The sequence below is a fragment of the Tomitella biformata AHU 1821 genome (genome assembly GCF_000524475.1).
GTDB classification, from domain to species: Bacteria; Actinomycetota; Actinomycetes; order Mycobacteriales; family Mycobacteriaceae; genus Tomitella; species Tomitella biformata.
This window is the reverse complement of record NZ_BAVQ01000088.1, coordinates 16,516-31,128: the sequence shown is the minus strand read 5'-3', so window position 1 is coordinate 31,128 and position 14,613 is coordinate 16,516. Positions and strand designations below refer to the sequence as shown.

Here is a 14,613-nt window from a genome sequence, read left to right as displayed (position 1 = left end):
TCTTCCTTCCTCAGCGGATCGGGTGCAGGCAGCGGACGGAGTGCTCGGCCGTCCCGGTGATGGCGGGGACGCCGCTCTCGCACTCCGCGGTGGCGAAATCGCAGCGCGGAGCGAAGTAGCAGCCCGTGGGGCGCTGGCCTGGGGAGGGGACGGTGCCGCGGATGATCGAGAGCTCCTGGCCGCGGGGCATGCCCTGGGCGCTGGAGGCGAGCAGTGCCGCGGTGTACGGGTGGCGGGGGTTGCCCATCAGCTCGTCGATCGGCTGCTCCTCCACGACCTGGCCTGCGTACATCACGGCGACCCGGTCCGCGACCTCGGCGACCATGCCGAGCTCGTGGGTCACGAAGATCATGGACATGCCGCGCTCGCGCTGGATGTCGGCGAGCAGGTCCGCGATCTGCACCTTCAGCGTCACGTCGAGGGCCGTGGTCGGCTCGTCCGCGATGAGCAGTTTGGGGTCGCAGCTGATGGCCAGCGCGATCATCACGCGCTGCGCCATGCCGCCGGACAGCTCGTGCGGGTAGCTGCGCATGCGCGCCTTGGGGTCGCGGATGCCGACGCGCTCGAGCAGGTGCTCGGCCTTCTCCACGGCCGTCTTCTTGTCCAGGCCCAGGTGGTGGCGCAGGACCTCGATGATCTGGTTGCCCACGGTGAAGGCGGGGTCCAGCGCGGAGCTGGGCTCCTGGAAGATCATCGCCATCTCGCGGCCGCGAAATTTGTTCAGCTCCGCCGTCGCCAGGCCGGAGATGGGCTTGCCGTCCAGGTGTACCGAGCCGGCGGTGATGTGGGCGGTGCCGGGCAGCAGTCCCATCGCGGCGAGCGCCGTCATGGTCTTGCCGGAGCCGGACTCGCCGACCAGGCCGAGGGTCTCGCCCGGCTGCACGTGCAGGGACACGTCCTCGAGCACGGGGACGGTGCGTCCGTCCCGCTCGACCGCCACGTCCAGGCCCCTGATCTCGAAGGTGGGGACCTCAAGAGTGGGGGTGGGCAGGGTGGGGGCTGGCGCAGCCTCGCGGTCGCGGGCCGTCACCTCGATGGCGACCGGGGCCGCTGGCTGGATCTTCTTGCGGCGCTTGTGGATCGGCTCGTCGCGCAGCGCGCCCAGCACCGTGTCGGCCAGCACATTCAGGCTTAGCACCGTCAGGCCGATCGCGATGCCCGGCGGGAAGATCAGGAAGGGGTCGCGCCCGATCAGGGTGCCGGCCTCCGAGACCATCACGCCCCAGCTGGCGTCGGGCGGCTGTGCGGACAGGCCCAGGAAGGACAGCGCGGCCTCGACCAGCAGCGCAGCGGCCAGCGTCAGGGAGAGTTGGACTGCGATGGGGCCCACGATGTTCGGCAGGATGTGCCGCACCAGGATCGACGGGGTCTTGGAGCCGATCACCTCGGCCGCCTCGACGTATTGCTGTCGGCGGGCGGTGAGCACCTCGCCGCGGGTGACGCGGACGAAGGTGGTGGAGAAGACCAGGCCCACAGCGAACATGGCGTTGTGGATGCCGGGCCCGAGGGCCGCGATCACGGCGATCGCGACAATCAGCCCGGGCAGCGCTGTGAAGCCGTCGACGATGCGCATCACGATGTTGTCCAGCCACCCGCCGACAAAGCCGATCACCAGGCCCACGGGGATGCCGATGAGCATCGCGATCCCGGCGGCCTCCAGCGAGGCAAGCACCGCGATGCGGCTGGCGAAGATCAAGCGTGAGAGGACATCCCGGCCGAGGTGGTCGGTGCCCAGCAGGTGCTCGCCGGACGGGCCCTGCAGCGCGTTCGGCAGGTTTGTGGCCAGCGGGTCCATCGGCGCGATGACGCCGGGGAAGATCGCGCACACCACGATGATCAGGAGGAAGGCGAGCGCCGCAACGGCGACGGGGTCCCGCAGCACGCGGTGGCGCACCTTGCCCCATCGACCCTTCGGCGGGGCCTTGGGCAGGTTGGCTGGCTTCCCCGGTCCGGTCTTGACGGGGGAGGGGCCGGGGATCTTCCGCGCGTTCGAGCCCAGTGCGGTGCTCATGCCAGCCTCACCTTCGGGTTGAGATAGCCATAGGAGATGTCGACGAGGAGTTGGGCCAGCGCCACGCAGACGCCGGTGGTAACCACGACCGCCTGGATCACAGGGATGTCCCGCAGGTTGACGGCGGTCAGGACCAGATCGCCCATGCCGGGGATGCCGAAGACCTGCTCGATGACGACGGCGCCGCCGAGGAGGTAGGCGAACTGGAAGCCCATCGTCGTCACCACCGGGCTCAGGGAGCTCTTGAGCGCGTGCTTGCCCAGCACCCGGTGCGCCGGCAGGCCCATGGCCCGGGCGGTGCGGATGTGCGGCATTTGGAGGACCTGGATCATCGAGGCCCGCGCGTGCCGGGCCAGCATCGCGGTCACCACCAGGCCGAGGGCGAAGCCCGGCAGGATGATCGAGCGCAGCCACTCGCCGGGGCTGTCGGTGATGGGCACATAGCCGGTGGCGGGGAACCAGCCCAGCTTCAGTGCGAACACCGTGACCAGGATCAGGCCCAGCCAGAACGCCGGCATGGCCAGGGCCACGGAGGAGAGCAGCGTGATCACGCGGTCCGCGAGCGAGCCTGCCCGCAGCGCCGCGAGGGTGCCGGCGGTGACGCCGAGGACCAGCCCGATCAACGCCGCCACCAGTGCGAGGGACAGCGTGACCGACAGCCTGTCGAGGACCACCGGCGCGATCTGGCTCTTGTCAATCAGCGAGCGGCCAAAGTCGCCGCGCGCCGCGTCCGTCAGCCAGTTCCAGTACTGCGTGACCAGCCCCTGGTCCAGGCCCATCTCCGCGCGGACCTGCGCGATCTGCTCCGGGGTGGCCGACGCCCCGGCGATGCCCTCGGCAGCATCGCCGGGGATCAACGTGGTCAGCGCGACGCTGACGATGCTGATCATCAGCAGGATCGGGACGAGCGCCACAATCCGCGTTCCGAGTAGTTTGAGCATTAGCTGACGCTGACGCCGCGGAAGGTGGGCCCCATGACCCAGCCGACCGTCATCTCGACGCCCTGGACATTCTTGTTCCAGCCTACGACGCTGGAGTCGGTGAGCACGTCGATCCACAGCGCCTGCTGGTTCACGCCGGCGAGCATGTCCTGGTAGGCGGCGTCACGCTCGGGGCCGTCCGCCGCGGCCAGTGCCGCCGCGTGCTTCTGGTCGATGTCCGGGTGCGCCACGTGGAACGGGTTCTGCGGGCCCTGCGGCGCCAGCCGGTCGGTGTAGAGCTGCTCCGGGTGCACCTGCTTGATCGGCGTGATGATGGCCGTGAAGTTGGTCTCGCGATTCTCCTTATCGAGCGTGCCCGGCTGGACCAGCTCGATACTCATCTCGATACCGACCTCCCGGAGGAAGCCCTGGACGGACTCGGTGACCTGCTTGATGGGCCCGAACGCGGGGACCGTGAAGCTGGGGTTCGCGATGCCGGACTCCTCGACCAGCTGGCGCGCCTTGTCCGGGTTGTAGTCGTAGGAGCCCTCGAGGCCCTCCACGTGGAACTGGCTGGTGCTGTCGAACACCTGGTGGGTGGCGGTGCCGTAGCCGAAGAAGTTGGCGTCGACGATCTGCTGGCCGTCGATGGCGTAGCCGATGGCCTGGCGGATCTTCTCATTGGCCAGGGCCGGGGACTTGGTCCCGTCGAGGTCGGTGAACTGGAGCATCCAGTGGTTGCCGGGGAACTCGGCGACCTCGAGGCCGCCGGACTCGACTGCGTCGATCTGGCTCTTCGCGATCTGGGCCAGGTCGATCTGGCCCGAGCGCAGCGCGCTGGCGCGGGCGGCGTCATCGGTGAGGACGCGGATCTCGATGCGCTCGAGCTGCTGGTCAGTCTTGTCCGGGTAGCTCTCATTCGGCGTGTAGACGTAGGAGACGCCATTGTTGGACGACGCCGTGTCCAGCACATACGGTCCGGAGCCGACGGGCGTGGTGCCGAGGTCCGGGTCGTCGAGCGAGGCGGGGGAGACCATCAGGCCCGCGACGTCGGTCAGCGTGATCGGCAGCGCCGGGGACGGCGCGCTCAGGTTGATGGTCACCTCGGTGGGGGAGGTGACGGTGACATCGGTGACGGTGGCCAGCGCGGAGCCGGCGGGGCCGGCCTTGCCCTTGCGGTTCTCGATATTGGCCTTGACCGCCTCGCCGTCGAGCGCCGCGCCATCGCTGAACGTGCGGTTCTCCTGCAGCGTCAGCTCCATCGCGGTGGGCGTCAGGGTGTAATCCGTGGCCAGGCCCGGGATGACCGCGCCGGCGCTGTCGGTGCGCAGCAGCGAGTCGTACACCGGGTCGAGGAAGACCCGCTGCCCCTGGCCGGGGTTCACCGCCGGGTCGAAGCTCTGGACGTCGACCAGGGTGCCTGCCGTGAGGCTGCCCGCGCTCGCTCCCGTGCTCGACGAGCCGCAGGCGGCGACGCCGCCCAGCGCGATCAGGGCGGTGGCCCCGAGGGCTGCCCTGGTGAAGAATTTCGATCGTCTCATTGCTTGTCTCCACTCGTCTGCGTCATCGCGTCACTAATACGAATCTGACTTCAGGTTTAGTTATAGTATGTGACGCAGCTCGCTGTCAAGCAATTCGCCCTCGCGGGACTAGCCCGCCCACCAATGGAGCGGAAACCGGCGGGAGACATGCGCCAACCTGCCGGTTTTCAGAAAAAACGGTGCTGCAGTTCCTAAATAATCAGATTGGCGAGCGGCGCGCCCGCTGCCAGCCGGTGGCAGTTCGCCGCCGCCAGGTCGACGCAGCGCTCCATCGTCTCCGCCGTCAGCCACGCCACATGGGGGGAGAGCACCACCGAGTCCAGGTCCAGGAGCGGGTTGTCGGTGCCGATCGGCTCGTCCTCGAAGGTGTCCAGCCCGGCGCCGCCGAGGCGGCCCGCGACCAGTGCCGCCGCCAGCGCGTGCTCGTCGATGATGCCCCCGCGCGCGGTGTTCACCACGATCGCCCCGGGTCGCAGCAGCGCGAGGCGGCGCGCATCCAGGAGGTTCGTGGTGCCGTCGGTGAGTGGCAGGTGCAGGGACCCGATGTCGGACTCCCCCAGCAGCTCGTCGAGTGGCCGCCAGTCCGGGTTCGACGCGTCGCCGCTGCGCGTGTGGTGCAGCACCCGCGCGCCGAGCGCCACCAGGGGCCGCTCGAGCACCTGGGCGATCACGCCGTGGCCGAGCAGGCCCACCGTCTTGCCGCGAATCTCGCCCACCGACTCCGCCAGGGACGTGTCGATGGGCCAGCCCCGGCCGGCCCGCGTGGCGCGGTCGAGGGCCACCGTGCGGCGCAGCGTCGCGAGGATCAGCGCCAGCGCGGACTCCGCGACGGCCGGCGCGTTAGCTCCCACCATGTTGGAGACCGCGATGCCGTTGGTCCGCGCGTGCTCAAGGTCGATGGTGTTCACGCCCGAGCCCAGCTTCTGGATCAGTTTGAGATTCGACGCCTGGGACATGTCGCGGGCCGTGATCGGCCGCAGCACATGCCAGAGCACGTCGGTCTCGGGCAGCAGCGCCGCGAACCGCGCCTCGTCGTTCTCGGCGCACAGCCGCACGTCCAGACCCGCCCAGCGCGGGGCGAGCCGCTGGGCCAGCGCCTCGGACGCGTCGAAGTGCAGGAGGACGCGCAGGGGAGCGTCGTTCTCTGTGCGGCTTGCCATCAGGCTGGACTCCTCGCCTGGTTGGGCGTGCCGCGTCAGCCGAAGCGCTTGTCGATCCACTCCGTGATCATGTCCGCCTGCAGATCGCGCGCGCCGGGCAGGAGGAAGTAGTGGTCGGCGTGGACCTCGTGTAGTTCCTTGTCTGTCGAGGCCAAGCCATCATAGAAACCTTGCGCGTCGCTGGGGAAGACGCCGGTGTCCGCATCGCCGTTGATGACCAGCGCGGGCTGGGTGATGCGCGCCAGGTGGGGCAGGGCCCGCGTCTGCGAGTCCTCGAGGCTCCACAGCCCCAGCCAGGTCCGCAGGGTGCAGGAGCCGGCGATGCTGAAGATCGACTTGTTCGCCCGCTCGGGCACGCCGGCGTAGCAGAGGTTCGGCTCGCGGCGGGTGGGCTCGATCGTCGGGTCGACCATGCGCGGGTCCGCCCAGGCCCGGTTGAAGGCAAAAAAGCGGTCGTAGTGTCCCGCCTCGCGCGCCCGCACCAGCTCGGCCTTGACCCAGCGGGTGATCCGGTGGTTGCGGTCCACCTGCGCTTGCCGATAGCGGACGAGGAACTCCGCGCCGTAGGACGGGCCATTGTCCGGGTTGAACAGGTCCAGTGTGGGGTCGGTGTCGAACGGGTCCGCCTCGTCGAGCACGGCGCCGTCGCTCCAGGCAGTCAGCACGTCGGGCCGGCCCAGGTGCGCGGCGGTGGAGATATAGCCGTCGCCGGGCAGCAGGTCCTCGAGCCCCTTCGCCGGCCGCATGCCCTCCAGGGGCGTGACGTTGGGCTCGAGCGCCTGGGACTGATATGCCGACATCAGCGAGCCGCCGCCGGAGTTGCCCAGCAGGATGACGGTGTCCACGCCCGCCTCCTCCTTGAGCCACCGCACGCCGACGCCGATGTCCACCAGCGCGTGGTCCAGGAGGAAGTGCGCCTCGTCGCCGCGGAAGCGGGTGTTCCAGCCGAGGAAGGCGATGCCGCGCTCGACCAGGTAGGTCGCGATGTAGTGCTCGGAGAAGTCGATATTGTAGTGCGTGGCGATCACCGCGACCTTCGGCTTCTTGCCCGTCGGCTCGTAGTAGACGCCCTGGCAGGGATGGCCGCCGGCACCGGCGCGTCCCAGAGCTGGCGAGGGCAGGCCTACGAAGGTGCGCTGAATGGCCACGGGGAGTCTCCTAGGTGAGAACTGAATCTGACGTCATATTCCTATCACTGGCGACGTCGGGTGTCTAGATCCCGCGTCAGACCTTCCAGTAGACGGCGCGGAACCAGATCTCCGTGACGGTGGCGATCACCTCTTCGTCGCCCACCCCGTTCGCCACGCCTCCGGCTGAGTAGTGCTCGTAGCAGTAGTGGTTGAGCATCGCGACGATCGCGGTCGCCGACTGCCACGGGTCGACGCCCGGGCAGAACCCATCGGACTGCGCCCGGGTGATCATGGCCGCAATGCCGGAGATCGCCTCCTCGCACAGCTCCTGCCAGTATTTGGCGAAGTCCGCGTTGACCATCGCCAGCTGGAATACTCCGACCATCTCGGCCAGGTGGTCGCGATAAGTCTCCACGTGGGCGCGGGCCCCGAGCGAGACCCGGTCCCGGTTGGACAGCCCGCGCTCGAAGGCCCCGGCGCCGCGGGTGCGCGCGTCCGCCCGGAACTCGCCGGCCCAGTGCGCCAGGAGGTCCTCCTTGGAGTCGTAGTAGTTGTAGAACGACGCCGCCGACCGGCCGCTCTCGCGGGCGATGTCCGCGACGGTCATATTCAGAAAGCCCTTCTCCGCGATCACCTTGCGCGCGGCTGCCTCGAACGCGGCCTTGGTCTCACGTCCCCGAATCGTGGTGCGACGCCCGGTCATATTCACTCCTCCTGAGTTCCGCTGTGGCGGAGTCGAACTGAGATTACTCAAATCTAACATCGGATTCACCCTTGGATCCGCCGGTCAGGCGAATCTACTAATTGCACCTAGACTACACCTGAATCTGATGTTAGTATCAGATTAGTGTGCCGGGGCAGCTGCCTGCCGGCGCGAGACCACAATCAGAGGGGACACAATGGCGACGAAGAATGCCAAGTTTGAGATGAGCGGGTTCAGCCACGTGGCACTGGTCTGCTCCGATATGCAGCGCACCGTGGACTTCTATTCCGGCGTCCTCGGCATGCCACTGCTCAAGACCCTGGACCTGCCCTTCGACTCGGGACAGCACTTCTTCTTCGACGCCGGCAACGGCGATTCCCTGGCCTTCTTCTGGTTCCCCGAGGCCCCAGACGGCATCCCCGGCATCTCCGCGCCCGTCGCCCAGCCCGGCTTCGGCGAGTGGTCCAGCGCGGTGTCCTCCCTCAATCACGTCGCCTTCAACGTGCCCGCGGACAAGTTCACCGAGTACCGCCAGAAGCTCAAGGACGCCGGCGTGCGTGTCGGCCCGATCGTCAACCACGACGAGAGTGAGACCCAGGTGGCGACGGAGATGAACTCCGATGTCTACGTGCGCTCCTTCTATTTCCAGGACCCCGACGGCATCCTCCTCGAATTCGCCTGCTGGATGCGCGAGTTCACTGACGCGGATGTCGCCGTCACACCGAAGACCGCGGCCGACCGCCGGGTACCCGCCCCCACCGCGTAGCAGTTCCACGCACCGGGAACAGCGCCGCCGGTGGGTCTGGTCGCCTATAACGTCGATCACGACCTCTCGGCCCGCGGGGGGCCAGGTAGGAGTCCCCATGTCCCAGATTCTCGCGACGCGCGATCTGTGTGCCCGCGCCCTCGACGCCGGCCAGCCCAACCCGTGGATTCTCGACGGGGATGCCGCCGAGCAGGACTTCCACTTCTTCGCCCCGCTGCCCGCCCCCGGCGCGACGGTGTTCACCCGCTCGACCTCCGAGAGCCCCCGGGACGGCGACGCCGGCTCGCTGCTCACGCAGATCCTCGACCAGCACGGCCGGTTGCTCGCGGAGGGCTGGACCAACGCCGCCGCAGCCGTGCACCCGAACCTGCAGGCGCCCACGACGGTGCTGGCGCGGGCGGTCGAGTCGGTCGACGAGGTCCGCGGCGCAGACCTGCTGGCCGCCCATGTGGCCGCCGCGCACGGGTCCGAGTCGCTACGGCGCTTCCGCGTCCGCATCGCCGTGCCCCTGGCCGGCACCGCCCGGGCCGCGTGCTCGGAGCGGGAGCTGCAGCGCTACACCCGCGACGGTGAGAACCTGGCCGACGTGGCGCTGACCTGTGAGCTTCCGGACGGGACCGTGATCGCCCGCGCCTGGGCCACCTGCGTTGTCTGAGTTTGTCTGACCCTCGCGGTAACCTGCGGCGGTGAGTCCAGACAAGACGCTAACCCGCATCGGAGCACTGCTGCGCCAGGCGGAGTCCACGGACAACCCGCACGAGGGCGAGGCCTTCATGACGGCCGCCCAGCGCCTGGCCACCGGCGCCGCGATCGACCTCGCCGTGGCCCGCGCGCACACGGCCTCCGCCGAGAAACGCGCGACACCCACGCAGCGGCTCATCACCATCGGCGAGGCCGGCAAGCGCGGGCTGCGCACCTACGCGCAGCTGTTCCTGGCGATCGCCACCGCCAACGACGTGCAGTGCGACATCACCCAGACCTCCGCGGTCATCTACGCCTACGGCTTCGCCGGCGACATCGATGTGTGCGAGGCGCTGTACTCGAGCCTGCTGTTCCAGATGGTGCGGGACTCCGACGCGTACATCCGCTCCGGCGCGTACAGGGACGAGATGACCGTGCGCACCGTCGTCGAGCGGCGCGGGCGCCAACGGATCAGCACGCAGGTCCGCAAGCCCGTGGCGGGCGTGACCGCGCGGCTGAACTTCCAGACGGCCTATGCGGCGCGGATCGGCAGAAGGCTGTCCGAGACCAAGCAGGAGACGGAGCAGGCCGCCATCGACGCGTCTCCCGCGACTTCCTCGGAGACCGCATTGGTGTTGCGCAACAAGGAGATTGAACTCAAGGACTACTACTCGTCGAACTCCCAGGCGCGGGGCACCTGGCGCGGCGGCGCGCGGGCCGGGGCCGGCCACTCCTCCCATGCGCGACGAGCGGGGGACCGCGCCGCGCGGTCCGCGCGGCTGGGGCAGCTCCCGGAGCTCGGCGGGCCGAGGGGACAGCTGGAGTCGTGAGGGACGGCCAGCGGGGCGCCGTCTACGACGCGGAGTCCCTGGTGCGCACCATGTTCGACCGCGCCGAGGAGCGCGGCCTGCGGACCCTCGAGGTGCACGGCTCCACCGTGACGTTGCCGGTGGAGCGCAAATTCGGCTCGGTGGCGTCGGTGCAGGGCTACTGCGACCGGGTCCTGGCCCTGCGCTGGGTCATCGCGGCGTGGCCCCGGGCCGCGGTGCCGGTGACGGTGCGACCGCGCGCGGGCAACACGGCCGCGCACTATGTCAATGACACCATCGCGGTCCCCGTCGACAGGGACGGGCGCTGGGCGCTGCGGGAGCTGGTGGTGCTCCATGAGCTGGCCCACCACCTCGGCGTCGAGGGTGCTGGGCCAGCCCACGGCGGGGCGTTTGTCGACCGTTACCTGACGCTGGTCGGCGAGATCATCGGGCTCGAGGCCGCGTTCGTGCTGCGTGCGACGTATTTAGCCGGCGGGGTCGAGATCGGCTGACTACACCCCGGCCGGCTGCGCGGGCACGAAGCTGCCGAACTTGCCGCGGAAGAACAGCAGCGGCGGCACCTCCCGGTGCACCTCGAGATGGGTGACGCGGGCGATGACGATGGTGTGGTCGCCCGCCTCATGCTCAACCTCGACGTCCGCCTCGATCCGGGCCAGGGAGCCCGCCAGCGAGGGCGCGCCGTTGGCGCCGTGCTCCCACTGGGCCCCCTCGAACTTGTTGCCGCCGCGGGAGGCGAACCGCTGGCACACGTCCAGCTGATCCTCGGAGAGCACGTTGATGCAGATCTTGCCGGCCTGGCGCATCTTCGGCCAGCTGCTGGAGGTCTTCGCCGGGCAGAACGAGACGAATGGCGGCTCCAGCGACAGCGAGGTCACCGACTGGCAGGCGAAGCCGTAGGGCTGGTCACCGTCAAATGCGGTGATGACGGTGACGCCCGTGCAGAAATTACCCAGCACGCTGCGCAGGACTTCAGATTCGATCGGCATTAGCCCAGCTTCCCAGGTGTCGGATAACTCCGCAGTGAGAGGTCGATCTCGCCGGCCGCCGCGGCGCCGTCGATGCTGGCATTGAGCGCGGAGCAGGACTCGTCCGTCCCAAGCCGGTCACCACGGGCCAGCCGCTCCGCGAACCGCTGGCAACTGGTCGCCGACGCCTCGAGCCACTGGATGGATGTGTGCTGGTTGCTGTACTTCTCCACCAGGACGGTGTTGCCGCACAGCCTGCAGTCGATGGGTTGCATGATCGGATCAGCTAACCTTCATGTCGGCGGGGGACCACACAGCGCGCATGCTGAGGATCTCGCCGGCCTCGTTGAAGGTCATCACGTCGATGGGCTCCACGATGTAGCTTTTGTCGCCCGCCTTGGTGGTGACGCGGAAGTGGAACGCCGCGGTGTCGCCGCCGACGCGGAGCGTCAGCAGCTCGGTGGCGATCTCGGCGCCCGCGAGCCCGCCGTAGAACTCGGTGATCGCGGCCCGGCCCGCGCGCGGGGGCGTGCCCACGGGGTCCTCGAGCGTGCCGTCCTCGGCGTAGAGCGACGCGACGGCCGCCGCGTCGCCGCTGGCCACCGCCTTGAGGTACTGCACAACGGTGTCGCGAATCTGCTCGGCTGCGGCCATCGAAAACTCCTAATGCTGGGGACTATCTGTCAACGCTAAGGTCCGGACCACCCATCGCGCAGGCCCCCTCCCGGTCGATGGGAAGGGGCGTCGCCGGGCGCGGGGGTGGATCACAGGCTGCGGCACATCCGGCCCAGGAGACAGGTATGTTCCCCACCAGAGGGAAGCCACACGGGGTGACTCGCCACCTGGAGGTTGATCGTGACGGAGCCGGCACAGGACGCCCAGTCGACCTTGGACCGCGTCGACCTGATCTTCGATGCCCTGGAGGAGCACGGCTTCCTGACATTGTCCGAGGTTGTCCGGATCACCGATATCCCCCGGTCCACCGCGCACCGGCTGCTCTCCCGCATGGTCCAAAAGCGGTGGCTGCTGCGGGTGGGCACTCGTTATGAGCTTGGCGTGCGAATCTTCGAGCTCGGCTCCGAGGGGGTGCGCAACCACTGGTTCCACCGCATCGCCTACCCGCGCCTGAACGAGCTACAGCTTCGGACTGGGTACGTGGTGCACATGGCCTACCTCGACGGCGCCGATGCCGTCTACTGGGAGCGGATCGGGTCGAGCCCCTTCGGCAGCGCCCTCACCACCCGGATCGGGGCCCGCCGGCCCGCGCATCGGACCGCCCTCGGCAAGGTGCTGCTCGCCGCCGAGCCGCCGGAGCTGCTCGACTCCGCCGCGTTCGCCAACCTCAAGCCGGGGACGCCCCTGACGGTGACCGACCGAGACGCCCTGCGCGTCGAGATCGCGCGGGTGCGGGCCGAGGGCATCGCCTACGACCGGGGGGAGAGCCTGGTCGGCATCGGCTGTATCGCGGCCCCGGTGCTGGCCGGCCGGGCGAGCACCAGCGACGGCCACACCACCACCGCGGCGATCTCGGTCTGTGCCCCGGTCGACAAACTCCACCGGGCGATCGCGGCAGCGGTGCGGGAGGTCGCCGCCGACATCACCCGCACCGCCGGTCGCAACCCGATGGCGGGCGGCTAGAGCTCCGCCTCGGCGGACATCCGCGCCAGGTTCTGCACCACTTCTTCCTCCCAGTACTCGTTGGCCTTGGTGGTGTCCACCTCGTACTCGAAGCGGCGGACCATGTCGTCGGTGATGTCCTCGACGTCCACGTAGAACTGCTCGTACCAGCGGCGCAGCTGGTAGACGGGACCGTCCTCCTCGGTCAGCAGCGGGTTGTCGATGCGGGTCTTGTTCTTCCAGATCTCGACGTCCTGCTCGAAGCCGATCTTGACGCCGTCGCCGAACTGCTTCGCCATCGCCTGGGCCGCCTCGTCGGACATGCCCTGCGGCTTCTTGACCATCGCGCCGTACTGCAGCACGAACTTGTTCGGCGCGATCGGGTAGTGGCAGTTGATCAGGACGGTCTCGATGGTCATCCCCTGCGCGTACGACCAGAGCCAGTCGATCATGTACGACGGGCCGAAGTACGACGCCTCCGATCGCAACTTGCTGTTCGGGTCGTCATAGTTGGTGCCGGAGTCGATATCCCCCCGCGGCGTGGAGTTCATGTGCTGCGTGGCGACATGCCCCTCGAAGATGTTCTTGAAGTACCGCGGGAACGCGAAGTGGACGTAGTAGAAGTGCGCCATGTCCACGACGTTGTCGACAATCTCGCGGCAGTTCGAGCCCTCGACAACGAGGCTGTTCCAGGACCAATCTGTCCACTCGTCGGTGCCGTAGCCCGCAATCTCCGGGATCGTCACCTCAGGCGAGGGCGGGTTGCCCTCCGGGTCATTCCAGACATACAGCTGGCCGTTGCGCTCCAACGTCTCCCACGCCTGCGTCCGCGCCCGCATCGGCACCCGCTTCGCGTACGGGATGTCCTTGCACTTGCCGTCGCCGCCCCAGCGCCAGTCATGGAACGGGCACGCGATCTCATCGCCCTTGACGGAGCCCTGCGAGAGGTCCCCGCCCATGTGCCGGCAGTACGAGTCCAGGACGTTCAGCTCGCCCGTGGAGTCCTGCCAGATGACGAGCTTGCCGCCGAAGGCCTCGATCGCGTGCGGCGTGCCGTCACGGAAGGTGTCCAACAGGCCCAGACAATGCCAACCCCGCGCATAGCGGGTGGGGTCCTCGCCCCTATCAATCAAGCGGACCTCGTCCTCGGCCGACTGCTCGTTGCTGATCGTCATCCCGCGCTCCATTCACTCCAGTGCATATTGTGGCTCAGATCACTCATGGTCGAGGAAATCTGGGAATCCACAAGACCTTCCTCCCGTCAGCTGGGAAGTTTTGAGACTCCGCGCAACACAGAGGCCTGAGAAGAGCGATGGGCGGGGACGGCCGTCATCGGCCGCCCCCGCCCATCGGAGTGATTGTTCAGCTGGCTCCCACCGCGGCTAGAGCATCACGGCCAGGGGCTCAGAGCCGGACCAGTCGTGGCCCCAGTAGCTGTCCGCGGTGATCTCCTCGGCGGTGTAGTGCGCCTCGTCGACAAGCATGCCCTCGCAGCCGAACTCGATGTCCCAGCCGCCCGGCGCGCGGACGTAGAACGAGACCATCTTGTCGTTGGTGTGCCGGCCCAGGGTGGAGGAGAGCGAGAGGCCCTCCTTCAGCACTCGGTCCTGGGCCTGCCCGACGGCGTCCAGGGTGGTCACCTCGACCATCACGTGGATCAGGCCCGGGCCGGTCTTCGGCGAGGGCATCATCGCGAGGCTGTGGTGCCGCTCGTTGACGCCCATGAAGCGGATGCGCATGGGGCCGTACTCCGCCGGCGTGGGCAGGCGGAACGCGCCGCGCGGCAGGAAGCCGAGCACGTCCTCGTAGAACGCGTGCGCGCCGCCGATGTCCGGCACCGGGATCACGACGTGGCCGAGGCCCTGCGCGCCGGTGACGAACTGCGCGCCGAACGGGGTGACGACGGGGCTGTGGTCCAGGATCGCGCCGTGGAAGACCTCGATGTTGGTGCCGGCGGGGTCGCTGAACGCGATCGCCGCCTCCACGCGTCGGCCGTCGGCCTCCGCCAGGGTCAGGTCCCGCACCTCTACACCGGCGGCGACGACGGCCGCGCGGACACGGTCGAGCCCGGCCTGGTCACGCACCTCCCAGCCGACGGTGGACACGTGGTCGGTCTCGCCCGCGCGGACGATGATGCGCGACGCGCGCTCGTCCATGCGCAGGTAGAGCGCGTCCTCGTCGGGCCCGGAGCCCTTCGCGAAGCCGAGGATGTCGAAGGCCAGCGTGCGCCAGCGCTCGAGCTCGTGGGTCTGCACCTCGATGTAGCCGAGGGCCTTGATGTCGGACATG

Annotated in this window: 16 protein-coding genes; 5 read left to right on the top strand and 11 right to left on the bottom strand. The window is 68.7% G+C overall.

Annotation, left to right across the window (positions count from 1 at the left end; genetic code table 11):
- Nucleotides 1-10: 10 nt before the first annotated feature.
- From TBIF_RS22015 to TBIF_RS21990, 6 genes are all read right to left on the bottom strand, one after another.
- Complete coding sequence (locus TBIF_RS22015; RefSeq protein ID WP_024796902.1) at nucleotides 11-2,011, bottom strand: dipeptide/oligopeptide/nickel ABC transporter permease/ATP-binding protein; 2,001 nt, start codon at nucleotides 2,009-2,011, stop codon at nucleotides 11-13.
- Nucleotides 2,008-2,952, bottom strand: coding sequence for an ABC transporter permease (locus TBIF_RS22010; RefSeq protein WP_024796901.1), 945 nt, complete (start codon nucleotides 2,950-2,952; stop codon nucleotides 2,008-2,010). Before TBIF_RS22010 ends, TBIF_RS22015 begins: the two co-directional genes overlap by 4 nt.
- Nucleotides 2,952-4,472, bottom strand: coding sequence for an ABC transporter substrate-binding protein (locus tag TBIF_RS22005; RefSeq protein WP_024796900.1), 1,521 nt, complete (start codon nucleotides 4,470-4,472; stop codon nucleotides 2,952-2,954). Before TBIF_RS22005 ends, TBIF_RS22010 begins: the two co-directional genes overlap by 1 nt.
- A 191-nt stretch (nucleotides 4,473-4,663) precedes the next feature.
- Nucleotides 4,664-5,632: an NAD(P)-dependent oxidoreductase gene (locus TBIF_RS22000; RefSeq protein WP_024796899.1), complete on the bottom strand. Its 969-nt coding sequence runs from the start codon at nucleotides 5,630-5,632 to the stop codon at nucleotides 4,664-4,666.
- Nucleotides 5,633-5,667: 35 nt separating this feature from the next.
- Complete coding sequence (locus TBIF_RS21995) at nucleotides 5,668-6,780, bottom strand: alpha/beta hydrolase (protein WP_024796898.1); 1,113 nt, start codon at nucleotides 6,778-6,780, stop codon at nucleotides 5,668-5,670.
- A 76-nt stretch (nucleotides 6,781-6,856) separates the two neighbouring features.
- Nucleotides 6,857-7,465, bottom strand: coding sequence for a TetR/AcrR family transcriptional regulator (locus tag TBIF_RS21990; RefSeq protein WP_024796897.1), 609 nt, complete (start codon nucleotides 7,463-7,465; stop codon nucleotides 6,857-6,859).
- 196 nt (nucleotides 7,466-7,661) lie between these two features.
- On the opposite strand from TBIF_RS21990, the gene TBIF_RS21985 reads away from it, so the two are divergent.
- From TBIF_RS21985 to TBIF_RS21970, 4 genes are all read left to right on the top strand, one after another.
- Nucleotides 7,662-8,231, top strand: a complete 570-nt coding sequence (locus tag TBIF_RS21985; RefSeq protein WP_024796896.1) for a VOC family protein — start codon at nucleotides 7,662-7,664, stop codon at nucleotides 8,229-8,231.
- Between the two features lie 97 nt (nucleotides 8,232-8,328).
- Nucleotides 8,329-8,886 (top strand): hypothetical protein, encoded by a 558-nt coding sequence (locus TBIF_RS24680; RefSeq protein ID WP_024796895.1) that lies wholly within the window; start codon nucleotides 8,329-8,331, stop codon nucleotides 8,884-8,886.
- A gap of 31 nt (nucleotides 8,887-8,917) precedes the next feature.
- Nucleotides 8,918-9,742: a DUF2786 domain-containing protein gene (locus TBIF_RS21975; protein WP_024796894.1), complete on the top strand. Its 825-nt coding sequence runs from the start codon at nucleotides 8,918-8,920 to the stop codon at nucleotides 9,740-9,742.
- The gene (locus TBIF_RS21970) at nucleotides 9,739-10,233 is read left to right on the top strand and encodes a TIGR04338 family metallohydrolase (protein WP_024796893.1); all 495 of its coding nucleotides are present in this window, start codon (nucleotides 9,739-9,741) and stop codon (nucleotides 10,231-10,233) included. The genes TBIF_RS21975 and TBIF_RS21970 overlap by 4 nt, the downstream gene beginning before the upstream one ends.
- Here TBIF_RS21970 and TBIF_RS21965 read toward each other — a convergent pair whose 3' ends face one another.
- Genes TBIF_RS21965 through TBIF_RS21955 form a run of 3 tightly spaced genes read right to left on the bottom strand, consistent with a single transcriptional unit; the run spans nucleotide 10,234 to nucleotide 11,361 of the window.
- Complete coding sequence (locus TBIF_RS21965) at nucleotides 10,234-10,728, bottom strand: flavin reductase family protein (protein ID WP_024796892.1); 495 nt, start codon at nucleotides 10,726-10,728, stop codon at nucleotides 10,234-10,236. It abuts the gene before it with no gap.
- Nucleotides 10,728-10,982 (bottom strand): hypothetical protein, encoded by a 255-nt coding sequence (locus tag TBIF_RS21960; RefSeq protein ID WP_024796891.1) that lies wholly within the window; start codon nucleotides 10,980-10,982, stop codon nucleotides 10,728-10,730. The genes TBIF_RS21965 and TBIF_RS21960 overlap by 1 nt, the downstream gene beginning before the upstream one ends.
- Before the next feature lie 7 nt (nucleotides 10,983-10,989).
- Nucleotides 10,990-11,361 carry an SgcJ/EcaC family oxidoreductase gene (locus TBIF_RS21955; RefSeq protein WP_024796890.1) on the bottom strand — a complete coding sequence of 124 codons (372 nt, stop codon included), beginning with the start codon at nucleotides 11,359-11,361 and terminating at the stop codon, nucleotides 10,990-10,992.
- A 201-nt stretch (nucleotides 11,362-11,562) separates the two neighbouring features.
- On the opposite strand from TBIF_RS21955, the gene TBIF_RS21950 reads away from it, so the two are divergent.
- Nucleotides 11,563-12,345, top strand: a complete 783-nt coding sequence (locus TBIF_RS21950; RefSeq protein WP_024796889.1) for an IclR family transcriptional regulator — start codon at nucleotides 11,563-11,565, stop codon at nucleotides 12,343-12,345.
- Here TBIF_RS21950 and TBIF_RS21945 read toward each other — a convergent pair.
- Together TBIF_RS21945 and TBIF_RS21940 are read right to left on the bottom strand one after the other, a co-directional pair.
- On the bottom strand, nucleotides 12,342-13,499 hold the full coding sequence (locus tag TBIF_RS21945; protein ID WP_024796888.1) for a 3-ketosteroid-9-alpha-monooxygenase, oxygenase component: 1,158 nt from the start codon (nucleotides 13,497-13,499) through the stop codon (nucleotides 12,342-12,344). The two genes, TBIF_RS21950 and TBIF_RS21945, sit on opposite strands and share 4 nt — an antisense overlap.
- 207 nt (nucleotides 13,500-13,706) lie before the next feature.
- The gene (locus tag TBIF_RS21940) at nucleotides 13,707-14,612 is read right to left on the bottom strand and encodes a VOC family protein (protein ID WP_024796887.1); all 906 of its coding nucleotides are present in this window, start codon (nucleotides 14,610-14,612) and stop codon (nucleotides 13,707-13,709) included.
- Nucleotide 14,613: the final 1 nt, after the last annotated feature.